The 24001-nt window shown below is 64.2% G+C and carries 24 protein-coding genes; 21 read left to right on the forward strand and 3 right to left on the reverse strand.

The window, feature by feature from the left end; all coding sequences use genetic code 11:
- Nucleotides 1–201: 201 nt before the first annotated feature.
- The 9 genes from ACSIH6_RS32430 (at nucleotide 202) to ACSIH6_RS32470 (ending at nucleotide 8293) form a co-directional block, all read left to right on the forward strand.
- Nucleotides 202–522, forward strand: a complete 321-nt coding sequence (locus tag ACSIH6_RS32430; RefSeq protein WP_435112158.1) for a hypothetical protein — start codon at nucleotides 202–204, stop codon at nucleotides 520–522.
- A gap of 254 nt (nucleotides 523–776) precedes the next feature.
- Complete coding sequence (locus ACSIH6_RS32435; RefSeq protein WP_435112159.1) at nucleotides 777–1631, forward strand: DUF6879 family protein; 855 nt, start codon at nucleotides 777–779, stop codon at nucleotides 1629–1631.
- Nucleotides 1628–2497 carry a DUF6879 family protein gene (locus tag ACSIH6_RS32440; protein ID WP_435112160.1) on the forward strand — a complete coding sequence of 290 codons (870 nt, stop codon included), beginning with the start codon at nucleotides 1628–1630 and terminating at the stop codon, nucleotides 2495–2497. The genes ACSIH6_RS32435 and ACSIH6_RS32440 overlap by 4 nt, the downstream gene beginning before the upstream one ends.
- Nucleotides 2491–2871, forward strand: a complete 381-nt coding sequence (locus ACSIH6_RS32445) for a hypothetical protein (RefSeq protein WP_435112161.1) — start codon at nucleotides 2491–2493, stop codon at nucleotides 2869–2871. Before ACSIH6_RS32440 ends, ACSIH6_RS32445 begins: the two co-directional genes overlap by 7 nt.
- On the forward strand, nucleotides 2871–3533 hold the full coding sequence (locus ACSIH6_RS32450) for a DUF6879 family protein (protein WP_435112162.1): 663 nt from the start codon (nucleotides 2871–2873) through the stop codon (nucleotides 3531–3533). Before ACSIH6_RS32445 ends, ACSIH6_RS32450 begins: the two co-directional genes overlap by 1 nt.
- Nucleotides 3530–4327 carry a helix-turn-helix domain-containing protein gene (locus tag ACSIH6_RS32455; protein WP_435112163.1) on the forward strand — a complete coding sequence of 266 codons (798 nt, stop codon included), beginning with the start codon at nucleotides 3530–3532 and terminating at the stop codon, nucleotides 4325–4327. The genes ACSIH6_RS32450 and ACSIH6_RS32455 overlap by 4 nt, the downstream gene beginning before the upstream one ends.
- 765 nt (nucleotides 4328–5092) lie before the next feature.
- A complete protein-coding gene (locus tag ACSIH6_RS32460; RefSeq protein WP_435112164.1) occupies nucleotides 5093–5929 on the forward strand; it encodes a DUF6879 family protein in 837 nt (278 codons plus the stop codon).
- Nucleotides 5930–6390: 461 nt separating this feature from the next.
- The gene (locus tag ACSIH6_RS32465) at nucleotides 6391–7221 is read left to right on the forward strand and encodes a glycosyltransferase family 4 protein (protein WP_435112201.1); all 831 of its coding nucleotides are present in this window, start codon (nucleotides 6391–6393) and stop codon (nucleotides 7219–7221) included.
- A gap of 46 nt (nucleotides 7222–7267) precedes the next feature.
- Entirely contained in the window at nucleotides 7268–8293 is a 1026-nt protein-coding gene (locus tag ACSIH6_RS32470) for a serine hydrolase domain-containing protein (protein WP_435112165.1), read from the forward strand.
- A 424-nt stretch (nucleotides 8294–8717) separates the two neighbouring features.
- On the opposite strand, the gene dndA is transcribed toward ACSIH6_RS32470, so the two are convergent.
- A complete protein-coding gene (dndA, locus tag ACSIH6_RS32475) occupies nucleotides 8718–9860 on the reverse strand; it encodes a cysteine desulfurase DndA (protein ID WP_435112166.1) in 1143 nt (380 codons plus the stop codon).
- 84 nt (nucleotides 9861–9944) lie between these two features.
- On the opposite strand from dndA, the gene dndB reads away from it, so the two are divergent.
- From dndB to ACSIH6_RS32510, 7 genes are all read left to right on the forward strand, one after another.
- On the forward strand, nucleotides 9945–11081 hold the full coding sequence (gene dndB, locus ACSIH6_RS32480) for a DNA sulfur modification protein DndB (protein ID WP_435112167.1): 1137 nt from the start codon (nucleotides 9945–9947) through the stop codon (nucleotides 11079–11081).
- Nucleotides 11078–12562 carry a DNA phosphorothioation system sulfurtransferase DndC gene (gene dndC, locus ACSIH6_RS32485; protein WP_435112168.1) on the forward strand — a complete coding sequence of 495 codons (1485 nt, stop codon included), beginning with the start codon at nucleotides 11078–11080 and terminating at the stop codon, nucleotides 12560–12562. The genes dndB and dndC overlap by 4 nt, the downstream gene beginning before the upstream one ends.
- On the forward strand, nucleotides 12549–14540 hold the full coding sequence (dndD, locus tag ACSIH6_RS32490; RefSeq protein ID WP_435112169.1) for a DNA sulfur modification protein DndD: 1992 nt from the start codon (nucleotides 12549–12551) through the stop codon (nucleotides 14538–14540). Before dndC ends, dndD begins: the two co-directional genes overlap by 14 nt.
- Nucleotides 14530–14901: a DNA sulfur modification protein DndE gene (dndE, locus tag ACSIH6_RS32495; RefSeq protein ID WP_435112170.1), complete on the forward strand. Its 372-nt coding sequence runs from the start codon at nucleotides 14530–14532 to the stop codon at nucleotides 14899–14901. Before dndD ends, dndE begins: the two co-directional genes overlap by 11 nt.
- Nucleotides 14902–15214: 313 nt before the next feature.
- Nucleotides 15215–16096: a transposase gene (locus ACSIH6_RS32500; RefSeq protein ID WP_435112171.1), complete on the forward strand. Its 882-nt coding sequence runs from the start codon at nucleotides 15215–15217 to the stop codon at nucleotides 16094–16096.
- A gap of 339 nt (nucleotides 16097–16435) precedes the next feature.
- Entirely contained in the window at nucleotides 16436–17122 is a 687-nt protein-coding gene (locus tag ACSIH6_RS32505) for a GIY-YIG nuclease family protein (protein ID WP_435112172.1), read from the forward strand.
- Between the two features lie 4 nt (nucleotides 17123–17126).
- Entirely contained in the window at nucleotides 17127–19388 is a 2262-nt protein-coding gene (locus ACSIH6_RS32510) for a ParB N-terminal domain-containing protein (protein ID WP_435112173.1), read from the forward strand.
- Between the two features lie 544 nt (nucleotides 19389–19932).
- Here ACSIH6_RS32510 and ACSIH6_RS32515 read toward each other — a convergent pair.
- Nucleotides 19933–20118 (reverse strand): hypothetical protein, encoded by a 186-nt coding sequence (locus ACSIH6_RS32515; RefSeq protein WP_435112174.1) that lies wholly within the window; start codon nucleotides 20116–20118, stop codon nucleotides 19933–19935.
- On the opposite strand from ACSIH6_RS32515, the gene ACSIH6_RS32520 reads away from it, so the two are divergent.
- The 5 genes from ACSIH6_RS32520 to ACSIH6_RS32540 all read left to right on the forward strand — a co-directional run bounded on the left by ACSIH6_RS32520 (nucleotide 20117) and on the right by ACSIH6_RS32540 (nucleotide 23318).
- Nucleotides 20117–20470 (forward strand): hypothetical protein, encoded by a 354-nt coding sequence (locus ACSIH6_RS32520; protein WP_435112175.1) that lies wholly within the window; start codon nucleotides 20117–20119, stop codon nucleotides 20468–20470. The two genes, ACSIH6_RS32515 and ACSIH6_RS32520, sit on opposite strands and share 2 nt — an antisense overlap.
- A 323-nt stretch (nucleotides 20471–20793) precedes the next feature.
- Nucleotides 20794–21114 carry a hypothetical protein gene (locus ACSIH6_RS32525; protein WP_435112176.1) on the forward strand — a complete coding sequence of 107 codons (321 nt, stop codon included), beginning with the start codon at nucleotides 20794–20796 and terminating at the stop codon, nucleotides 21112–21114.
- Between the two features lie 476 nt (nucleotides 21115–21590).
- Nucleotides 21591–21926, forward strand: coding sequence for a hypothetical protein (locus ACSIH6_RS32530; protein WP_435112177.1), 336 nt, complete (start codon nucleotides 21591–21593; stop codon nucleotides 21924–21926).
- Between the two features lie 52 nt (nucleotides 21927–21978).
- The gene (locus tag ACSIH6_RS32535) at nucleotides 21979–22641 is read left to right on the forward strand and encodes a 3'-5' exonuclease (protein ID WP_435112178.1); all 663 of its coding nucleotides are present in this window, start codon (nucleotides 21979–21981) and stop codon (nucleotides 22639–22641) included.
- A 47-nt stretch (nucleotides 22642–22688) separates the two neighbouring features.
- Nucleotides 22689–23318: a mycothiol-dependent nitroreductase Rv2466c family protein gene (locus ACSIH6_RS32540; RefSeq protein ID WP_435112179.1), complete on the forward strand. Its 630-nt coding sequence runs from the start codon at nucleotides 22689–22691 to the stop codon at nucleotides 23316–23318.
- A 91-nt stretch (nucleotides 23319–23409) separates the two neighbouring features.
- On the opposite strand, the gene ACSIH6_RS32545 is transcribed toward ACSIH6_RS32540, so the two are convergent.
- Nucleotides 23410–23973, reverse strand: coding sequence for an NUDIX hydrolase (locus ACSIH6_RS32545; RefSeq protein ID WP_435112180.1), 564 nt, complete (start codon nucleotides 23971–23973; stop codon nucleotides 23410–23412).
- Nucleotides 23974–24001: the final 28 nt, after the last annotated feature.

Consider the following 24001-nt stretch of genomic DNA (forward strand, 5'->3'; position numbering starts at 1 on the left):
TGCATGAACTGGCGCGGTGGCGACGCGCCCCACCCGATTCCTTCCGATAGGGATTCTTCTGCTGCACCCGCCTGGGTCTTGTTGCACTCCTGCACGGCCCGGGCCCCACACCACCGCCACCCCAACCCCACAGCGGGGTGGCTTCCCTGGGGCCGCCGGACGGGGGCCGGCGGCCCGCCCTTCCCAACGAAAGGAACACTCGTGCCTACTGCTATCGCGTTGAACAGCTGGAACATCCGCCGGAGCAAGGACCCTTCCCTGCTGCTGTTTCGCCGCCCCTGGGACGCCGAAGAACAGTCGTTCCGTGCTGAGGATCCGGACGCCGGACTTTCACTCCTGCGGGCCTTGGAGGCCATCGAGGCCCGTTATGAGGAGTGGTATGTCGGTATCCGCTCCGGGATGGCCCAGGACGGGCGCAGCGTCCTGTGGGGCCAGGTCCCTGGCGAAGGCGTGGTCTACGCCAGAACAGCCACGGAGTTGGAGCGCAAGATCGTCGATGCTCTAGCCGTGCTCAACCTGTAGGCGCGCCACAACTTCGCCATTCCGGGGTGCGGGACTTGTCCCGCAGCAAGGTGTTCATGGTCCAGGATCCCAGCCATGCGGCTCTCGTGCCCGGCACCTGCCTCGTCCCGCGGAGAAGCCAACTCCCTCGTGCTCACCGAAGCCGCGCGCGGCTGCCCTGTCGATGGCGGGACGTCGATTGTGAGCACCGCCGGGGTGCGCTCAGGCCACCGCGCTCCACGCCACACCATTCACGATCCGAGGACCACACCACCGTGCCCCCCACGACCACACACGACCTGACCGCTCTTGGCGACCGAACTCTGGCTCTGGCTCGGGCTGGCGAGGACATGCACCGCCGCCAGGCGCGGAACCTACTCGGCCTGCCTCCTCGAAGGTTCGCCCTGGCGATGGACGAGGGCTTCGTCGTGCCCTCCCGCACACGCCTGGACCATGTGACCACGCAGAGCCTGTGCTCCTACATCGCCAGCCGGGAAGCGGGGGTGGTGACGCTCTTCGACGCGCTGGCGCGCCAGGCCGCCGTGCAGGGGCAGGTGCTCACCGAGCCGGAAACCCGCGCCCTGCTCGCCAAGCTCCATGCGGATCCCGGGGAGCACGGTCTGCCCGTGCGCACCCTGCGACAGCCCACCATGCCGCCGGTCACACCCCTGTGGGAGCAGTGGTACCAGGGACACATCGCAGCGGCCGTGCGCGGCCTGGATCAGTGGCAGCAGGACCTGCTCCATCAGGAGCAAGAGGCCGCGGTACGGGCCCGCTGTGATGCGGCGCGCTCGCGCCTGTTGTGGGTGGCTCCAACACCGCTCACCCCCTACCAGTGTTTCCTGGCCGCGGCGCTGTCGCGCCGGGTGGCCGTCGGCCAGCAAGTACGTGCGCTGGACAGTGTGGACGCGCGGCACCTGGAGCACAGCGGGCGTCTGCCGGAGGTGGAGGTCTACGCCTCGGGGGTGATCGTGGTGCATACCCACACCCAGCTCGGTCGGCCGACCGGAGCCGTGCAGTTGCACGATGAGCCCTTGGCCCAGGCGCTGATCGGTGTGGTGGACGAACTCCTCCGCATGGGCCAGAAACTGGCCCTCTTCGCCGCCCAGCACATGAGGGGGCGACGGTGACCCACTCCCCTGCGGCTACCCGTTGCGAGGTCGACCTGGATGCCGCCCAGGCGCGCACGATCCTGCTCAGCCCGCCCCAGGTGCCCGCGCAGCTGGACATGGCACACGCGCTGGAGGTCAGCGGTCTTACCCGGGCCGAGCTCCTCGCGCTGCTGGAGGACGGGGTCGTCTACGCCGAGACCGCGACCGGGCGCCTGTGGCGCGGCCTCTCCCGCGACCACCTGTTCGCCTACCTCACGCGAGTGCGTCGTCAGCCGCTCACGTTGTTCACCGCCCTGCTGCGCGAGGCTGACGAGCGCGGCGTGCGCCTGGACGAGGGCGCCTTCCAACGTGAGCAGTCCGCTCTGCGTGCGCAGGTGCGGGAGGGGAGCATCTGTCGGCTGCTGCGCCAGGATCGGCGCGCTCCCGACGGCGGCCCGTGGGAGATCTGGTTTCGTGGCCACTACCGGCACGCCGTGGACCTGATCAGCGCACGCAACGCCCCACGTGCGGCCCAGGCCGAGCACCTGGCCCACCGTGGGGTCCGGGTGCGGACCCTGTGGGTACCGCGCGCCCCGCTCACCCCCTACCAGCACTATGTGGCCGCGGCTCTGCACGGCTGCGGATTTCCCGTCCGGGTTCTGGCCAGCACGCTGGTGCGTCACCTGGAGCACGCCCAACACCACCCCCTGCCGGACTTGACCGCCTACGCGAGTGCGGGACGCGTCTACCTGCGCACCTACACCGCTCTGGGGCGTGCCGACGGCGGCGTGGTCGTGTCCCACCCCGGATTGTGCACGCGCCTGTGCGAACAGATCGAAGACCTGCACCAGCAAGGGAGCCTCTTGGCCGACTTCCACCTGGACCACGGAGACCGACCATGGTGATGCTGCGCTCCCGCCTGCCCCAACGCCCAACTCCCCTCGTCAGGGGGTCCGACGTCTGGACCCGCTCGCAGCCCACCGTGTCCAGGCCCAGGCCCGCCGGTCCGTGCGGCGCCTACCTGGAACGGCGCATCCAACAGGCGGGCGGCACAGATGTCGTGGCCGCGGCCGAACAGCGAGCCCACTCCCACCCGCGCCCCACCGAGGAGGCGCACTACCAGCACTGGGCCCCGCTAACCCACCGGGTCCGCACCTGGCTGGCCCAACAACCGCACCGCACCAGCCCGCAGACCGACCCGGAGCACTCCATGCCCACACCACTTCCCACGACAGGCGTGCTGGCCGACGCCTCCACCATGAGCAGGCGCTCGACCTGATGCGCCGCTACCGAACCCCGTCCCCCCTACCCCACCAGGGCCAGGCCATCATGGCCGCGCTGCAGCAGACCCACCGGCTGTGGTGCGTGGAGACGAGCACCCCGCAGACCCGCGCGGCAGAGCAGGACCGTACGCGTGCTGGCCGAACGGGGCGTCCCCGCCCCGGTGCGCACGCCCAGCAGGTATGGGACGAGGTCGTTCGCCTGCGTACTCGCGGCGGGTTGCTCACCCAACGCGTGGTGATCCTGCCCGCCGCGGTGACCGAGCAACAGCGCCGTCACCTGCTGGACGTGGAGCTCGAAGCAGCGCACTCCGCCGGAGAGCAGGTCCGCGTGATGGACGCCGCTCCTGCCTGGGGCCCGGCTCGGTTGCCCACGCTGTGGGTGCTGGACCAGACTCGTATCGCCATCCACCCGGGCACCCCCGCAGCCCGGTTGTTCACTCATCCGGTGGAGGTCCGAGCGGCTAGGGCCGTGCGGGACCGCCTGATGAAGCTCAGCCTGCCCCTGGATCGCTATCGCGCCCTCGAAGCCGCGCTGTGGCCGCGCCTGCCCCAACCGGAGGAGACCTCGTCCCTGCTTCCCCCTACCTCGGCGGCCCAGGCCACCGCCCCGGCCCCTCGTACGCCAGCACCGGCAGCATCAAGGGTGGACAGCCGATGAGCCTGGGACGCCTAATCCGCTCAGCACGCGAACGCTACGGCTGGACCCTCGAAGACCTGGCCCGCCGCGCTGACATCTCCAGCCCCCTGTTGGCCGCACACGTGGAAGCCGGTATCCCCGTGCCCGAGTGCCGCGCTCAGGTCGAAGCGATGGCTCACGCGCTCGGTCTCACCCCCGCCAAGGTGTGGGAGCAGATCGTGGCCGAGGCCGGGCACACCCCCGGACCGCGCATGCTGGGGTGGGAGGTCGTCCACCTGCGCGTGATCGTGCTCCAGGGGCCTGTCATGGGCCTGGGCGCGGTGCTGGACGCGGTCGACGTGGAGTACGGGGGCTGGCGCCCACCCAGTCTGATCGTGGTTCGCTGCCCGGGGTGGGACACCACCGACGATGCGCAGGCCCTGGAAACGGCACAGTTGCTGAGTGATTGCTACGGTCCTCTCTACCAGGCCCGCAGCGGCGCGGACCTGACAGTGCTGTGGGATCCGAGCGTGCTGTGCCTGGTCCGGTGGCACCCCGGCCGTGTCGAGTACCAGATCCCCGCCGGCACCCGCCTGGTGGTGTGCTCTGAGGCCTCCATGGTGGGCGAGTGCCCGGCGGGGATGGTGGTGACCGCCACCGACACCCCACCCGATGCGGATGTTGCTGTGCGCCCGTTCGCTCCTCGTGTCTGGCTCACACCCCAGCTGCACGACGCCGTGATGCCCCTGGCCTTGGACTATGAGTCCTCAGTGCCTCAGATGCACGTCATGTTGCCGCTGCTGGCGGGGAATCAGGGCAACAGTGGGTGGAACTGAACCGGCACGCGATGGACACGTCGAGTATCCCAGCGGTGGGGCAGGCCGCGCGGTGAGCTCGCGGTGGGCCCACCACTTGGACGCAGCGGCACCCGGGGGCTTGGCGTCGGTGTCGCTGTTGTGCTGGGCCCCGGTCCCCCTGGGAGTGGTGGGCGCCTACGTCGTGCTGGTGGGACTGGTTCTGGCGCTGGCCGCCTGGCGCCACCGGTCGAGCGGGTGCGTATGGTGCCACCACGCAGGTCCCCGCCGCGTCGCGGTACCGGCTGGGCGGCGTCGTCTCGTGCAATGGGGGCATCAAGCCCTGCACGCCGATGGACTGGTCGTAGCCGTGCTCCTGGCGTGTGGGGTCTTCGGCGCCGTTGTGAGCCCGCAGGCAGGCATGGGTGCTCTGGGAGCCGGTTACGCCTTGGTCCTGTGGGCCGGTCCCCGGCGCCGCGCCCCTGCGGAGTCCCGGTGCCCGGGCTGTCAGGAATGCGTCCCACCGGGGCAGGACAGGCGAGCTGCCGCACGCATCGGCCCTTCTCCGAGTGGGGTCGGTTCCCCGTGGGCGGAGGAGAGATCAATCTGGCCTGGCGCGGGTCTTCCCAGGGTGGAAAGGAACGGGGTGTGAATGCCAGCCCCTGCTGGTTCCTCACCACCATTCCTGGCCCGCCTCGGCGGCGGAAAGACACGTGTTCCACCGCGGCCATGTTCCGACACCGGTGCTGTGTTCTGCCCGCGTGTTCGCGTCCCATTGCATGGTCCCCCGTACAAGAACCCAGAGGCATGATGAACAAGAAGCGTGCGGCTCGGATTCGCACCCGCACCCCCGTACTCACCCAGTCCCGTGGAGTCCTTCTTGCCTCCACCGCCAGCGAGATGCTCGGGCTCGGCCCTGACCAGCTCCAACGGTTCTCCAGTTGCCAGCAGCCCCCTTCCTGGACGCTCGGTGAGGCGGTGATGGATCTGCCTCGGCTGGTGCGACACCTCAACGACCGCCGCGACTGGGCAACCTCTTTCGCGGCGCTGCACGACGTGGAGGGTGAGCACCTGGATTTAGCCGCGTTTTGGGCAGATTACCGGCTCACCCGCCAGCGGTGGGACGTCACTGGCCTGGTTGTGAGTCTGGGGGTGCAACGGCTGGTCATCGACGACACCATCCCGTCCCTGTTCGCGTGGCTGGCTGGGGACATCGTGCGCGGGCGGGCCCTGCTGGAGGAGGAGGGGCAGTCCAAGGCGGGCTTCACCTGGTCTGCGGACCACCAGGACCAGCTCGGGGTCATCGGCTTGGACCTAGTGGATGCGCCCTTGACCCCCTACCAGCAGTGGATGGTGCGCGAGCGCGCCGACCGCGCCCACTACGCCGGACACGACCAGCGCATCCTGCCCAGGGAGAAGGTCCGGATGTTCGAGCTCGACGAGTCCCGGCCCTTGCGAGACGTGCTGGTAGTGGGCCGCCAGGTCGCCTACGAACTGGCCTACGACACCGGGCGCCCGGTCGGCGCCAAGAAGGTCGAGAACCCGTGGCTGGCCGAACTCCTCACAGACCAGATCAACGACCTGGTGGTGTGGGGCGACCTGGCCTCGGACTGGGCCGGAGCTCCGTACCCGACCACGGTATGACCGCCACTCCTGCGACGGCGCTGCGCCGTGCGCCCGGCAGCCGCCGACCGCTTTCCCAGCTTTGCTTCCTGTTGTGCTGTCCACGTGGACGGTTCACCCTGACACGGAAAAGAGCGCAGGATCATGACCTTGCCATCAGGGAGACACCCCTTTGGCCGGACCGTTCCGGTGACCGGATCCAATGGGCACCCACGGTCAAGCCCACCTGCCCTGGCCGGGCGGGTGCGCCATCGGCGCGCGGCATGGACCTGCACTCGGCTACACCATCACCCGCGCCCCGGGAACGGTGCCGCCGCCACGGATCAAGCTGCCCTTCCGCTCGCGGGGGGGCCACGATCGCCGCAGTGCTGCGCGCGGTCGTGGAGGGCCGCCCGTTGGTCGTAGGTAATCCCGACCTGGCCCTGTTCGACTGAACCGGCAAGGCCGTCCACGAGCCCGCGTTCAGCACCTACCGCGCCCACCTGGTAGAACAACTCCTCACCCAGGTTCCCGCCCCCGACGTGCTGCACCTGCACCACCTGGCCTTCGGGGCCTTCCCCGCGCTGGTCGACGCCTTCCCCCAAACACCGGCTCTGGCGTTGATCCACGGCACCGACCTGCTCTACGCCGACCAGAACCCGACCCAGCACGCGGTCATGGTCCGCCTCGCCCACCACGCCCACCACGCCCACCGGATTATCGCGCCCACCGCGGCGATGGCCGACCTGCTGGTGCGCCGGGTCCCGGACCTGGACACCAGCCGGATCGTGCAGGTGCCCTGGGGCGTGCCCGACACCCTGCTCACCACCCCGTCCCCACGCCCAGTGCCCGGGGACGGAGGGCCGTTGCGGCTGCTCTACGCCGGACGCCTGTCCCCGGAGAAGGGGGTGCAGGACCTGGTGGCCGCGTGCGCGGCCGCCGGGGTACGGCTCAGCGTCGCCGCTCCCACCCCACCCACCGCAACGGAGGCGAACTACCTGGGATGGTTGGAGCGCCCCCAGCTGTGGCAGGAGTTCGCCCATCACGACCTGCTCGTGGTGCCCTCCGCCCGCCTGGAAGCGTTCGGACTGGTCGCCATCGAAGCCCAAGCGTGCGGGTTGCCGGTGCTCTACCGGCAGGTGCCCGGCCTGGTCGACAGCGCCCTGTGCGTGCCCGACCTGAGCGCCCGCACCCTGGCCACCACCCTGGCCTGGCTGGCCTCGGACCAGCGGGCACTCGACCAGGCCCGCGAGGCCGGGATACGCAACGCCGCCCGGTTCCCGCTCTCGGCCACCGCCGCCGCGCTGCGCGAGGTCTCCACGGAGATCGCATGAGGCCGCTAGGCTCACCCCGACCCGCCCTGAACAGGAAGACCGCGACGTGGCTAGCGAGCGCATCACCACCCTGCTGCACGAGGCCGTGGCCCAGGAGGTGATGCCCGGAGCGGTGTGGCTGGTCGGCGGCGCCGACGGCGCCAACGACGGCGGGCAGGTGGGCCTTCTCGACCCAGCCGACCCGCATACGCCGATGCGAGCCAACACGATCTTCGACATCGCCTCGCTCACCAAGATCGTGGCCGTGTGGTCGGTGATCGGCACCCTGTGGGAGGACGGCACCCTGCGCCTGGACGACCCGCTGGGTGCCCTGCTGCCAGAGCTGGCCAACGCCCCACTGGGACGGGTGAGCGTGCGCCAGCTGCTCACCCACACCGCTGGGGTGCCGCCCCGGGCACAACTGCGTGCCCTGTACGGCACTGATGCGGCCGCGATTCGCCGCGGTGTGCTCCACGAGCGCCTGCACCACGAGCCGGGCGAGCGTGTGCACTACACCGACCGGGCCGCCCTCATCCTGGGGTTCCTCGCTGAGGAGTTGACCAGCACCGATCTGGACGACCTGGCCCACGACCGGGTGTGGGATCCCCTCGCGATGCGCGAGACCCGCTTCGGGCCGCTGCCCGCGTTCCTGGCAGCCCGCACCGCACCGACCGAACTGGACGAGGAGACAGGGGCGCATCTGCGCGGGGACGCGCACGACTTCTCCACCCGGCTGCTGGGCGGGGTATGTGGGATCGCTGGGGCCTTCTCAGTGGCCGAGGACCTGGGCCGGTTCCTGACCCACATACTCCGCCCCACCACCGAAGCCACCTTCGGCAAGGCCTGGATCAATGAGTCCTTGCGCGTGCAGACCGGTGGCCTCGAACCGACCCGCGGCTTGTTCTGGCACCCGGCGCCCGGCACCACCGCGGCCAACGATGTGTGGGTGCACTACGGGTTCACGGGGACTGGCATGTGGATCGCCCCGCAGCTCAACCGGTGGGCGGTCCTGCTCACCAACAAGCTCTACTACACCCGCGACCGGGAGCCCATAGCCCGTATACGTGACGCTTTCCGCAGCAACGCCTTGTGACATGGTGCTCTGGGGCACCTCAACAACGCATCTGGCCTCAGTCCTGGTACCGGTGGTGCTCGACCTGGCACGTTGGTGAGGACTCTGCAAGAGCCTCCTGGGAGCGGCAAACCGCTCCCAGGAGGCTGTGATGCTCAAGCAGAGGCTTCTTCCGCCGGGAAAAGAACCAACATAAGGGGTTCGTCGGCCACGTGTCCGTCCAGGGACCGCCAGGCTGTCGCTCACCGCTGGAAGCACTCCCTGTCCCCGCTCTGGGAGTCCACGAAGGCGTTCAACAAGGTGAACTCAAGGAGCTTGCCATGGTGTACGGCTTGACAGAACCCGGCAGCCAAGCAGTTACTGACCCTGCGGGCCATCTCCCGGGAGGACGGGCTCCCGGGCCAACTCCACAGGTACCGCTTGATTTGCCGTCAGGAGGATTGCATCAGGCTGTGGTTGGCTGAAGCTCTCCAACGATCTGAGCAAGCGGCTCTGGGGCAAAATCGTCGATATCGGCAGGGAACCAGGAGAAGCGCAGTCCGCTGGAAGCGATGTCGGCTTCCAGGCCCATGGCAGTGAGTACGTGGCTAGGGGTGTAGGAAGCGCTGGTGCACGCCGATCCGGTCGCCACAGCGACCACGTCCTTAAGGCGAACGATGAGGGCTTCGGCGTCCACTCCCTCAAAAGACACGTTGAGTATGTGCGGCACGATGTGCTCGAGCTCCCCGTTAATGCGGTGCCGGGTGCCAGCGAGCGCGGTGAGCAACCGCTCGCGGAAGAGCAACGCCTGTTTGGTCCACTGTTCGCGCTCTTGCAAGAAGAGTTCGGTGGCCTTGGCCAAGCCCATGATCAGGGGGACAGGCAGTGTTCCTGGGCGAAGTTTGCGCTCTTGACCGCCGCCGTACATCAGTGGCTGCAGGGGGACCTTGTCCCATCCTCGTCGACGGATCACGAGGGCGCCGATGCCTTTGGGGGCTCCGATCTTGTGGCCGCTGACGCTGATCATGTCAATGGGCGCGGTCAGGTCCTGCTGGCGCTTGGCGAATCCCTGGGCGGCGTCGACGTGGAGGTACGTTGATGTTCGGCGGAGCAGGTGCGCGAGTTCATCGACGGGTTGGACGACCCCGGTCTCATTGTTGACGTGCATGAGTGACACGGCGAGGGTGTCAGGACGTAGACGTTCTTGCACTGCCTCAACCGGGATGCGCCCAGAGGACCCAGGTGTGAGGAAGTCGACCTCAAACCCTCGGGACTGCAGGTATTCCAGAGGCTCGATGACAGCCTTGTGCTCAATCGCGGACGAGATGATGTGGCGCCGTCCGGTCTGTTCGCCGTGCGGAGCGAGACCCAGGAGAGCAATGTTATTACTCTCTGTAGCACCACTGGTGAAGATCACCTCGTCCGGTTTGGCTCCGACTGTGCCCGCGAGGTACGTCCGCGCCTGCTGTACAGCACGCTTGGCGCTCGTACCGAACTCGTGCGTGCGGCTTCCGGCGTTGCCGAACTCCTCTGTCATCCAGTGCAGCACCACGTCCGCCACGCGTGGGTCCACACGTGTCGTCGCTGCCGCGTCCAGGTAAGCCACCATGGCAACCTTCTCTCATCGCTGTTCTCACCAAAATTAACGTCCGTAACGTCAAAGGCAAGACGTACTTGTACTACTGTGACACTGGTGAGTTCACGTACTGCAGCGCACGCCGCACACGGAACCACCTCTGCCGGCTACGAGTACACCTTCCCCGCCATCCGCGGGATCCAGGCAGGGCGTGAGTTCTACACCTCCATGTGCCCCCTGCGCCTCATCCCCAGGATCTTCCTCTTCGACGACGAGGAGCTCGCCCCTGAGGTGCGAGCCCAACGAGTGCTCAACAAAGGGCGTCTGCCCACCCTGACGCGCTACCTGGTAGACAACCCCGATGACTACGTCTTCAGCGCGCTGACGGCATCCATCGACGGGGACATCCAGTTCGACGCGATGGCTGAGCAAGGACCCGGCATGCGGGTCGGTCAGATCCGCATCCCCATGGATGCGCGGTTCGTGATCAACGATGGTCAACATCGACGCGCCGCGATCGAACTGGCTCTGAACGAGCGCCCCGAGTTGGGCGATGAGACGATCGCCGTGGTCTTCTTCCACGACGCTGGGCTCGAACGCTGTCAACAAATGTTTTCCGACCTCAACCGGCACGCTGTGCGCCCCGCCCGCTCCATCGGTGTCCTGTACGACCACCGAGACCCACAAGCCGTGCTAGCACGTCTTCTGTCCTTGCGTTGCCCCGTGTTCAAGGGGCATGTGGACATGGAACGCAGCACCCTGTCAGCGAGATCCAGCAAGCTCTTCACGCTGAGTTCTGTCTACAACGCCAGCCATGCACTGCTGCGCGACTTGGATCTTCCCCGGGACAGCGATGAGGCGTGCGACCTCGCCGGGCGCTTTTGGGAAGCCGTGGACGAGCTCATACCCGAGTGGGGCATGGTCCGACGCAGGGATCTGCTCGCACGAGAGGTTCGCAAGGACTTCATTCACAGCCATGGGCTGGCTCTACACGCCCTGGGGCGAGCGGGAAACACGCTACTGCGCGAATCCACCGAGGAAGCCGACTGGAAAGCGCGTCTCCAGCCCATCGGCAAAGTGGACTGGTCGCGCACCAATACGGCGTGGGAGGGTCGCGCAATCGTCGGAGGGCGTGTAACCAAGAGCCATCAAAACACGATCCTGACTACCAACTACCTAAGGCAACAGCTCAGCCTTGCATTGACACCGGAAGAACAGCAACTGGAAGACGCCTACCTGCGAGGAGAAGTATGAGTACTCCCACAAAGCCGAAAGCACCCTTTGAGGGCAGCACACTCAACTCCGTGGTCACGGAACTAATCGCAGAAATCCTAGAGCTCTATACCGCAGACGAAGTACCCTGGGTTGTGGGTTACAGCGGGGGCAAGGACTCCACGGCAATCCTGCAGCTCGTCTGGCTCGCGCTCCAGCAGCTCCCGGCGGAAAAACGGACTAAGCCAGTCCATGTCATTAGCACCGACACATTGGTCGAGAACCCGATCGTAGCAAGCTGGGTCTCTCAATCACTGGAAACCATGGGACGAGCTGCCGAAGAGCAGCAGCTTCCTGTACAACCCCACCGGCTCACCCCTGCTGTGAAGGACACCTTCTGGGTTGGGTTGATCGGCAAAGGGTACCCTGCGCCACGCCCGAAGTTTCGGTGGTGCACTGAGCGACTCAAAATCAAGCCATCTAACAGTTTCATCCGCAGTGTCGTCGATGACTACGGTGAGGCCATCCTGGTATTGGGCACCCGTAAGGCAGAAAGCTCGATCAGGGCTCGCACCATGGAAAAGCACGAAAAGCGGCGTGTACGCGACCGCCTCTCCCCCAACGGCAACCTCCCCAACTCCCTCGTCTACAGCCCGATCGAGGCCTGGAGCACCGACGAGGTATGGATGTTTCTCATGCAGCAGAGTAACCCTTGGGGGCATCCAAACAAGGACCTGCTGACCATGTACCAAGGTGCATCCGCCGACAGTGAGTGCCCCCTGGTCGTGGACAGCACAACACCTTCCTGCGGAGACAGTCGGTTCGGGTGCTGGACGTGCACGCTCGTCGAACAAGACAAATCAATGACCGCCATGATCCAAAACGACGAGGAGAAGGAGTGGATGCAGCCGCTCCTGGCTCTGCGCAACGAGCTCGACGTCGCGGATGACAGCCACCTGCGCGATTTTCGTAAGATGGACGGCCGAATCCAGCTTTTCGGCGACCGCATCGTTCACGGCCCATACACCCAGAATGCTCGAGAACAGTGGTTGCGTAAACTCCTCGAAGCTCAGACATGGGTTCGCCAGAACGCTCCTGAATACGTCCGCGGCATCGAACTGATCACGATGGACGAACTTCACGAAATCCGCCGTCTGTGGGTCTTCGACAAGCACGAAGTCGAGGACAATCTGCCCCGCATCTATGAGGAAACCACCGGTGAAGAATTTCCTGGAGCACCTCTCGATGACCAGTTGGCCTTGGGTGCTGATGAGATGCAGCTGCTGTGGGAAGTGTGCGGCGAAGACGACCTCCACTTCGGGACGGCCCGGGAGCTTCTTGCTGTGGAACGGCGATTCCGAACAATGAATCGACGCGCTGGCCTCTTTGAACAGCTGGAAAAAGCTGTTAAGAAGGGTGCTTGGAGCGGAAAAGACGAGGCCTTGGCACACACCCAGGATCGGTACGCGCGTCGGCAACTGCCTCTCATCGACCTCGAAAAGACTTCGGATGCTCCTGCGTAAAATAGCCCTAACTAACTTCGGCGCCTACCTAGGCGAGCAGTCCATGGAACTGACAACCGACCCTCGGCATCCGATCGTATTGATCGGAGGCCTCAACGGTTGCGGAAAGACAACGCTGCTGGACGCAATTCAGCTCGTTCTCTATGGGCCGCGCGCACGATGCAGTGGTCGCGGCAATCGACCATACGAGACCTATCTCCGCGAAAGCATCAATCGGCGAGTTGACCAGAGTGAAGGTGCTACAGTAACTCTTGAGTTTTCCGTCCACCGCGAAGGCGAAGAACGTCATTATAGAGTAGACCGGCGCTGGTATTCTGAAAAGAACAGGATCCAAGAGACCGTTGCGGCGGAAATTGACGGTAAGCATGATCCGGTCATCAGCAGGGGCTGGGCTGATCACATTGAGGATCTCCTCCCCCTCGAGATAGCTTCGCTTTTCTTCTTTGATGGAGAAAAGATCGAATCACTTGCCGATACGCGCCAGGCCGCCGCGGTGATCGAGTCCGCCGTACAGTCACTCCTGGGTATTAACACCGTCCGACAGTTGCGCACGGACCTGGTCGCCCTCGAGCGCCGAAAGGCCGCTTCCAAGGAAGATAAGGATGCGTCAGAAGAAATCGTCGCCCTGCGCAAAGATCTTCAGGCGGCCGAAGCAGAATTTGAGTCTTCCCTTCAAAGGCGCGCGAGCCTGCAAAGCAAACTGGACCAGGCAAAAAAGCGTCTCGGTGAAGCTGAACGCATATTTGCTAAAGATGGCGGATCCTACTACGAGCGCCGAACTGAACTAGAGTCGGAACGCAAAGCGGTATCCGAACAATTGCAGACCGTACAGCAGTCCTTGCTGAACGCGTCGGCAGGTGCGCTCCCTCTAAGTCTACTGACCTCTCAGATCGCCGCCGTCCAAGAGCAGTCTGAAAAGGAGCGGCAGGCGGAGAAAAACACTCAGGTACTGGACATCCTACAAGACCGAGACCAGTGGCTCCTGAAGCGGCTCGGTGAAATGCAACCGGGTGTAGATTTGAACACTCTAGCAACGCACCTGGCAGAAGAGCGCGAACAGCGAAAGCAGCAGACCATGACTCCCCGAGTTTATGGTCTTTCCGAAGACGCTTATAACCAACTGCGCTCCATACCACAAATCATCGAGTACGAACGGCAACATGCGAACGAGTTGGTCAGTGAGTTCAACCGTCTCACTGAGCATGCAGAAAGCATCGATCGCCAACTTGCTGGAGTTCCCGACGAGGGAACCATTGGCCATCGCCTTGAGGAGCGCGATGCCGCGCTCCGCCTAGTAGCACAGACGGAGCAGTCCCTCTCAATCGCAGAGGACGCATGTGAGCGTGCACTAAGAAATCGCGAACAGCGTGAATCCACCCTCGAGCGCGCCCACCGAGCCAATATCCAATTGCTGGAAAAGTCAGAGGACGCCGCTCGCATCGTAGAGTACTCGTCTAAGATCCGGGATACCCTCGAACGGTTCGGCCATGCGCTTCTTGAAAGACGTATCAACGGACTCGAGGTCGCCGTCCTCGACAGCTTCAACAAATTGATGCGAAAGAACAGCTTGGTATCGGATCTACGCATCGACACCGATAAGTACACCATCGTGCTCATCGGTGAGGACGGAAAATATCTCGAACCAACCAGGCTCAGCGCGGGAGAACGCCAGTTGCTCGCCGTCTCCCTTTTGTGGGGAATCGCGCGGGTTGCTGGCAACCGTCTGCCGAGTGTGATCGATACTCCTTTGGGCCGCCTCGACAGCCACCATCGCGAACACCTAGTCAAGAGATACTTCCCTCAGGCAAGCCACCAGGTGTTGCTACTCTCAACGGACGAGGAGATCGATGAGCGCCTGCTTAGCCTACTCAAGCCCCATATCGCTCACGCCTACACTCTAGTGCATAATGACTCAGAGCTGACCACCTCCGTTAAATCCGGGTACTGGTGGACCACCGGAGCCGAACATGTCGCTTGAAACCATTCGCTTGTCCCAGGCAGCTCGAGACCAACTTGTACGTCTGAAGCGAACCACTGGCATTCCGACGTGGAACGTTCTGTGTCGTTGGGCCTTGGCCATTTCACTACAAGATCCCTCGGTGCCGCTAGTCCGTGACATCATTACGGACTCCAACGTGGAAATGACATGGCGGACATTTGCAGGTACCTATGCGGACGTTTACCGAGCTCTACTGGTGCATCGCTGTGTTCTTGACGGCGAGGAACCTACTGATGCGGCAGTTGCTCGGGCTCTGACAATCCATGTCCATCGTGGCATCGGGTATCTCGCAGCTGGCAGTGGTTCCAAGGGGATCCACCGGCTACTAACACAGCAATAGACAAATTGCCACCATTGTAAAAAGCTTCTTCCGGAGACCCAGTTAAGCCGATTCATCGCTTGATGGTGTCAGCCAAGTTGGTGCCATCATAAGCACCCTGGGCTAATCCGGATGAACTTCTAACATCGGGGCCGTGGCCATCGTAGCGACATCGCTCGCTTGGTCATGGCCCCCTGCGGTTTCTCACCGCAAGCGGGCCGACGCACGCCCGGTCACGTAGGTTCGCACCACCGACCGCCACGAGCCCCTAGATCGTTGATGGGAAATCTCTGAACCTGCTGCGCCCATAACGAAGGGCGTCGAGGATCGGTGTGTGACGACCAACCTTGACGCCCTTCTGACAGCACTCTACGTCCATCTGGACGACCATGTGCTCCCTTCAACGGATCAACCCCGCCGGGCAGGGCGGCCCCGTCTGCTCACCGACGCCGAACTGGTCTGTGTCGCCATCGCCCAAGTCCTGCTGCGCCATGACTCCGAACGACACTGGATACGGGCCGCACCGGCACGTATCGGCCATCTCTTCCCTCGCCTGCCCACCCAGTCCGAGTACAACCGCCACCTGCGTGCCCTGGCCCCGACCCTGCTGCGAGCAGCTCGGTGGCTCGCCCGAGCCACCCCCACCTGGTACGAGAAACTGCGGTTGATGGACGGCACCCCGGTGCGGTGCGGGGCCTCGCGGGTCACCGTCGACCGCTCCGGTCTGGGCGAGATCGCCGGCTACGTCCGCGATACCTCTCATCACGCGTTCTACTGGGGTGCCAAGCTCGTGCTGATCACCACCGTCGAGGGGTCGGTGTGCGCGTTCTCCCTGGCCCATCCCAAGGAGCTGGACGAGCGCAAGCAGGCCCTGCACCTGCTGCATACACAACCGCCCGCGGCGGGGCCGTGCCCGATCGTGTGTGACAAGGGCTTCGCCGGGGCCGGGATCGAGCAAGCCGCCGCGGGTCTGGGGCATGTTCTGGTGCGTCCGCGGCGCAAGGGCGAGCCCGAGCGGGTGTTTCCGGGGTGGTTGCGGCAAAGGATCGAAGCGATCATCTGGGCGTTGAAGAACCAGCTCGGGTTGGAACGACACGCTGCGCGCACGGTTGAGGGGCTCTGGGCTCGTGTGTGTCAGCGCATCTGCGCGTTGAACGCGGTGATCTGGCACAACTGGGAAATCGGTGCCCCGGTCAAGCGGTCGATGGTGGCCTAGACCACTGACCAGGACACACATTTCCCATCAACGATCTTGGGCATGGCGAAACCTGCCTGGCCAGGGCCTCTTCTATCCCCTTGACCTCCAGGGCGCATGGGGCCTCTCACAGGAGCCTGCTTGCGTTCCTTACCTGCTGACAGCAACGCACTAGAGCGAACATCCGGCTCTTCTGTGTTCGACCTGGTGCTACCTGTGGGTCTCTGTCAAACTTCTCCGAGCGGACATGGTTGCCGCTACTCTGGGAAGCCCGACCAGCCGCACATTGGTGGAGCCACAGTCTTGGTCAACCCGGCAGACTCCCAAGCCCTCGGCAAGCCCGCGGCGACCAGATACCGAATGCTCGAGCTCGAACAGGTGCCGACATCACCAGGTATCTACGCCTGGTACGTCTCCTTCCATGCAGGCCCGCAAGACTGGAAGACACGTCCTGTTGGCGATGAGGATTCATCAGTTCAAGGTTTCTTACGGCTTCTGCGCGAGTACGCGAGTTATTACGACCCACCTCCTATCGAACTTAAGGGCTCCGCTGCCTATGGTGGCGCCTGGGATGGCAGTCTCGAGCTTGACCGAGGTATGGCAGATCCTGAATCCCATACTGTTGGGGACAGGGATGATCAGCACAGTAAGGACCATGCAGCCCTTGCGGATTCAGTGAGTTCAGAGAAAGGTCGCAAGATCCTCTCTGAAATGCTAAGCCGCATCACCCCCGTCTTTTCTGCCCCCTTGTATATCGGGGTCGCTGATAATCTTCGTGCCCGCTTGCTGCAACACAGAAAAAGCTACAGCAAATCGATGCAATGGCTTCGTGAAAACCCTCATCACACCGAAAGATTGCGCGTAGACGCAAAAAACTTCGGACAACGTGCTGCATCCAGAGGTATATCCATGGAACATTTGGAAGCATGGGTCATCGACGTCAGCACCGAGGAAAGCTCGTCGGATTCTGATCTCACCCGCGCAAGTACACAGTCAGCAGAGTGGTTCTTGCATCGCGCGTTCAGCCCCATCCTGGGAAAGAGGTAAATCGATGCTCATTGCCAGCCAGAACGACCCCTTCAGTGAAAAGGTCATGGGAACGTGGGGTGCTTTCGATGCCCCAGCGGGTCGCGTCGAGTACATTATGACCAAGGCTAGGCTCGGGAAGCAGTCAAATGATCCTGAGCGTCGCCTCACCAAAAGCCTTCGCCCCGTTCGTGAGATCATGGAGGCAAAGGACCTTGATTTCAATCAACTGCTCCAACGAGACTTGGACGACCACCGTGTAGCTACTGGACTCATTCCCTACTTGCTAGAAAAGCGCGCAACGGGTCCTGCCTTTTTTCCTCCTATTATGGCTGTACTGCTTCCTTTTGAGGACAATGTACCGTCTCGTTTCCCATCTGGATCAGAAATTGAAAGCGTCACCGACATGCAGGCTCAGTGGCGCCAAGAGCAGTTCGGAGATGCCTATCAGGTTCGACGAATGGTCGATAATCACGGACATCCACACTCAATTAATCTCGCTCAGCTCCGTTGGAATTATGCTGAAGCCAAGCTGGTCGTTCTGGATGGCCAGCACCGAGCAATGGCGCTTCTAGCGATCGAGCGGACCATGTCCAGGACCTGGCGAGGTGGTTCAGGGGAAAAATTCGCGTCCTTCTACGAAGACCTTGTCAATGACTATCTGAAAAACCCTGCAGTCAGTAATACTCTCAAGCTCGAGGAAATCGAAGTTCCGGTTACGGTCTGTTGGTTTCCGGATCTAGTCGGACCGTCCCAGGATCCCCACTCGGCGGCTCGAAAGCTGTTCGTGGATGTCAATAAGGAAGCTAAGGCACCCAGCGAATCACGCATCATTCTGCTTTCAGATGCTGAGCTCGTTAACGTCTTGACGCGCAGCCTCCTCAGTGAACTCAGAACTCGTGACGACGATAACCTTCTTCCCCTCTATGCTGTTGAGTACGACAATCCCGATACAAAGAATTACCGACCGGCCCGATGGTCTGTGATGACAAACATTCACTTGCTGAAAAGCGCGGTGGAGCGCTGCGTCTTCGGTCCATCTGACAACCTTACTGACGTCAAACGGAAGTTCAGCGGCCGTTCACCCAAAGAAGTCCGTAACGCTTTCATGCGGGTGCAACTTGATATTGAGACTCTCTTCGAACCACAGTTCGAAGACGGGGGTATCGTATACAACCGTTTGAGAATCGGCGGAGAAGAGTTTCCAGCAGGTCGAGTCGATGAAATCTGTCAGCGCTTTACTTCTACATGGGGAAAGGCGATCCTCACGCTTCTCTCCTCCTTGGATCCCTATGCTGCGCACGCGCGAGCGTTGACACGGATGCGTAAGGAATGGAACACGGTCGAACCGTTTTCCGCGCTTGCTCGTGACGCACTCTTTGGAGGCGTAGGTGTCTACTGGACGCTCAAGGACAGCCACGACCACTTCGAGTACGAAAAGAAGAACCTGGGTCAGTCGCAGAGGAAGGGCACCGAGGATGTACTAAGGGCTTGGGGGGCTCTTGACGAGAAAGAAAAGCACTTTGAGCTCCTGCGTGCCGAGGAGTATTTGGGATCCAACCTCGCGAACAGGAGAGATGATAGCAAGTCGGCCTTCGCCGTGCTAAACACGCACGCATGCCAACTTGGTCTCTTCCTTACTCTTGGCACACTCTGGGAGCACCGTAAGAAGAGCACAAACGGCTGGAGTATCCAGGAGTTGGGAGACTTCTCCAACGCTCTGACCAACGGGCTCAACGCATTTTTCCGCCAGACGGGGCCGAACAAAACAAGGAAACGCGACCGACGGCTCGCGTTCAGTAAGAATGTCGAACACCCCATCAATGTGATCAAGCAGATGGAAACTGCTCGGGCCGTACTCTTCCGCTACTTCTGGCTCCAAGCGCTTTCCAACGAGGAGTCATGGTCTCACATATCCGCCTGGCTGCCAGACCGGTCCAGCTTCGAAAGCCTGGTCACCGATGCTAGAGAGATGTACCTTGACTACTGCTCGGATGAGCAACTCAAGGCGCTGAAGACCAGTACAGGCAAGTCCGAAGATAAGGATATAGCGGAGGAGGCACGAACTAAAGCTAGCCAGGCTTTGCGGAAGTCTCTTGAGTACTGGTTCTTCATTCCAAATTCCGAGTACGATGCCTGGCTGAGCACCATCTCAAGCAAATCTGTCCGAGGTTCCTCCTCCACCCCTGAGCATGACCACTCCCCTAATGAATCGGAGGACGGTTCCTCCATCAACGAAGAACTGCCGATCACCTACGAAGAGATGCTCAACGACGAAGAGGATTAAACAAACATGACCAGGGCTATATATGCGCTTCGGTCATTATTGGCCAGCGATCTTAAACAAGATCGGTTTGTCGGCTCGCACGCGTAGATAGTGGAGATGCGAGCGCAACCAACTTTGGTGAACGACAATCTAAGTCGGTCGTTCACTGCAGGCCGGGATAAGCCTGGGCGCTCGAGTAGATAGGCGAGGGCTTGCATGACACTCGTGCGTGGTCACTGAGGGAGTAGCGGTTCAGGTGTCTTCGGCCTCAGCAGGGGCCTGCGTGGTGGCCTTGTCGTAGAAGCCCAGGCTCCTCCCGTGCTCGGAAGGGGCCTGGGCTCACGCTGAAGGCAATATGAGCTGAGTGGGCTCGTCAAGCCACACCAGGTGGCTTGTGGCGGTCACGGTGAGACCGAACCGTTCGCCCCCCGGACGGCCCTGGACCTCCCACCACTGCCATGCCGCTTCGATCTCGTCCCTCACCCGGCGCGCCGGGCTCTCACCGCACAGCCGTCCACGATCGGTCTCCCAGCCCGTAGAACCAGGCGACACCGCCGCCTTCGTCCTAGACCTGGGCGCTGTGCGCGCAGGCGGGCACCATCAGCTTAAGCAGAAAGTCCGGGCCGCCGAACTCGCCGCTGCCCAGGTTCTCGACAGCCAACTCCGTGGAGGAGCGGATCGCATCCCCGGGCCAGTCCGTGACGTACTCGTCGTGGCGTGGCCACACCAGGCGCTGGGAGCGGGCCTTCATGAACCGGGCTGGGCCGGTGAACCGGCCGGAGGCGGAGACGCCGTCGTCGGCAACGACCAAGCGGATCACCGCATTCGCCCACACCCTGGTCCACTTACTGGTGGAGCGGGTTGTCATCGCCGACGGCGAGCTCTCGGACCGGCCTGGCGCTCTGGAGGTAACCGCCCTCATCGAACAGGTGGGCTATGCGGTGGTAATCGCCAACAATGGCATCCTTCTCACCCGCAGCCGGGTGGCCAAACACCTCGTCAAGCTCGGCGTGGACGGGGTTTCGGTGTCCCTGGATGGCGCCGAAGCCTGCATCAACGACCGGCTGCATCCCTCCCGGTCAGGGCTGTTCGGCTACGACTAGGTCCTGGACGGTAGGGCCCGGCTGCCCGCCCGCGGCACCGCACCGGCGCCACGGGCGGGCGTCTACACCGTGGTGATGCGCTTTCGTCCCAGGAGATCACCGACATGGCAAGCCTGGCTATCGAGGTGGGTGTGGGCTACTACGCGCCCCAGCCGCTCTCCCTGGCGCTAGCCACAAGTTGTTCGAGGAGCAGATTCACTCGATGACCTCTACACCGGCCCGGGCTCTCTAGAGCTACCCGACGCCTTTTACGCGCGGCGGTGTGGAGGCCGTCCCCAGCCATGACAGCGGCCAGGTAGGCGGCTGCTTCGGAGGTGCATACCTTGACTCTCATCGCGTGCACGCTAGCGCTCCTGCACGCCGCCAGCAGGGCCTACCTGTCCTTCGCCACCGTCATCGCGCGCGAGGACGCCCCCGAGGGCATCGCCTCCGCCCGCGCCGTCGGCATGCGCGTGCTCACCGTCGCAGGCGGCCACCTGGCCTCCACCAGCGGACTTACCCCGCGCACCGCCACACCCGCGCCCGCACCGACGGGCAACGACGACACCACCGCGGCCGCGCGGACTCCGAAACCGCGCCGCGACGATCGACCGAGCCCGCCTCACGAGGCCCCCGACCGCTGCTGCTACTACCAGGCAGCATGATGCCTGTCCTGCACTCCACCAAGAATTTGCACGTCATCGAGCCACCCACACCCACCCGCACCGGCATCTTCGAGTACACCGACCACTACACCGTGTTCCACTACGGTCGGATGTCCGACGCCGAACCCCTGCCCCCCGGCGAGGCCAACCGTCTCGTTCCCGTCCAGGTGCTATTCCGCAACGAACTCCCCCAGGGCAGCTCTGTGCACCGCCGACTGGCCTCTGGCACGTTGGCGCCCGCCGACGTCGGCCTGGATACCGCCCCACACCCGGCGCGCAGCTCCCGCACCCGATCATCGAATATGCGACGATGCTCGACCCGACCAACCAGTTCATCACCCCGCCCCAGGCCCAACGCCTGGCCGGGGTGGACGATGAGTTGTTCTGTGCGATGAGCGCGACCGCTCTGGGGGTCAACACGGTGCTGAGCGCCCACGCGCGCGAGCGCGGGCTCAACCACAGCAACGGCAAGGTCGATGTTCCTCCTCACCGACCAGCGCCGCCTGGTGGTCGCCGACAGCCCCGGCACACCGGACGAGAGCCGCCTGCTGTTCCAAGGGGTGCACTGCGGCAAGCAGGTCCTACGCAACTGGTACGTGGACAACGGCCTGGAGGTGCCTACCGGCAGGCTGATCGCCCAGGGCGTGCCCCGAAGCCGGTGGCCACGCCCGGCGCCGCTGCCGCCGGAGTTCGTGCCGGTGATGTCGGACCTGTACCGGGCCCTGAGCCAGACCTGGACGGGCCAGGACCTGTGGGACGTCCCGGACCTGGCCTGCGCCACCCGGGCCATCACCCACCTCATCGGACGCTGACCCCCGCCCGCCGGGGGTGCCAGGAAACCTACGACACGACGGTGGAGGACGCATGGGCGGCCTGACAGGAGATCCGCTCTTCCGGGAGACCTGTTTCGTGGTCATCGACTTCGAGGCGACGACCCCGGCGGGCCACCCGGCCCAGCCCATCGAGGTCGCCGCCCTGGCGCTGCGCTACGGGGAGCAGGGGTGGACGGAGTCCGGGCGGAGCACGTCCCTGATCCGGCCGCCCGCGTTCGCGCCGGTGACCTTCGCCAACACCGCCCAGAACGGCCTGACCCCGCAGCATTTCACGGCGGCGCCCACCCCCGCCGAGGCCCTGGGGGCCTTGGACCGGCGTTTCACCGCGCACGCCCGGTACCTGCTGGTGGCCCAGCACGCCGCCACCGAGGCCAACATCATCCACCACCAGCGCGAGCACTGCCCGAGGATGGCCCGCCTCGACTTCCTCGACACCATCCCGCTCGCCAAGCACATGCTGCCGGGCCTGGCCAACTACAAGCTCGACACACTGCTGGCGCACTGTGCCATCCCGCTCCCAGCGGACCGCCACCGGGCCTACGCCGACGTCGACGTCACCGCGCAGGTGTTCACCACGCTTATCGACACCGCCGACCGCACGGGCCAACTCCACGACCTCGCCGCACTGGTGAAAGTCGCCGGGCGCACCGCCAAAGCCAACCGGCCCACCCAAGCCCACCTGTTCGACCTGTGACCACCACGCCGGTGGCCCTGCACCAGCCCGACGGAGGGGAAACGCCCATGCCCACGATCAACGAACCGCCCGCGCAGGTGCCGTTCTGGTTCGATCCCCTGTGCCCCTGGGCGTGGATCACCTCGCGCTGGCTCTTGGAGGTGGAACAGGTCCGGGCGGTGCGCGCCGACTGGCGGATCATGTCGCTGGCCTACCTCAACCTCGTCCAGCGCCAGGGTGAAGGGCTCAGCGCCGACTACCGGGCGCTCATGGAGAAGGCGTGGGGGCCGGTGCGGGTCTGCGCGGCTGCCGCCAAGGACCACGGCCGCGGTGTCCTGGGCCCTCTGTACACCGCCATCGGCACCCGGTTGCACCATCAACGGCGCCGTGATGACCCCACCGTCATCACCGACGCCCTCGCCGAGGTGCACCTGCCCCGGGAATTGGCCGAGGCCGCCACGAGCACCGAGTTCGACCAGCACATCATCGACTCCCACCACGAGGCCTTCGACGAGGCCGGCCTGGATGTGGGAACACCGGTGCTGCGCATCGCGGGCACAGCCCTGTTCGGGCCCGTGGTCACTCCGGCCTCGCGCGGTGAGGCCGCCGGACATCTGTGGGACGGCCTGGTTCTCATTGCCCAGACCGACGGGTTCTTCGAGCTCAAGAGAACCCGCAACCGCAAGGCCTCCGAGTGAACACCGGCGCCACCGCCCCGGCACCGTGCGGCCCGCCCGCGGCAGCACGCGCTCGCGCCTCGGCCTGTGGGTGGCGCTCGGCCGGGTCCGGTCAGCCGATACTGGCCGGGCCCCGGACCGCTCGGGCGATACGGTGACCCACCAGGCGCTCGGCCGCAGCGAGCGGGTACCAGTCGGCTCCCGTCACCTCCGACTCCTGGATACGCCCCAGCTCCGCATGGGACGGCGCGGTGAAGGAATAGCCGATGTCCAGGTGAAAGTGCGCCGGCTCATCCTTGGCCGGGCGAGCTGGAACCGGCCCGTACTCGATGTAGACGGGGGTGTGCGAGGCCGCTACGACCTGCGAGGGGTCGACGTCGGCCTCCTCGACCAGCTCGCGCACCGCCGCGTCGATCAGCGTGACGTCCTCCAGCTCCAGGTGCCCCCCGGGCTGCAACAGGATCCCGCCGTAGGCGCGGTGGTTGATCAACAACACCTCGTCAGCGCGGACCAGCAGCGCGCCCACGGTCACATGCATCGGAAGGGTGCGCCGCGAAGCGAAGTCCGCTCCCTGGGAGAGCTGTCGCACCGGCTCGGCCAGCGTCTCCGCCTCGTCCGGGTAGCGGTCGAGGTAATCGGCCACCACGGCCTTGATCTGGATGTCACTGATCGCCACGGCACACGTCCACCCCATGCGAAGAGCC

The sequence above is a fragment of the Nocardiopsis synnemataformans genome, from assembly GCF_965343085.1.
Classification (GTDB): Bacteria; Actinomycetota; Actinomycetes; order Streptosporangiales; family Streptosporangiaceae; genus Nocardiopsis; species Nocardiopsis alborubida.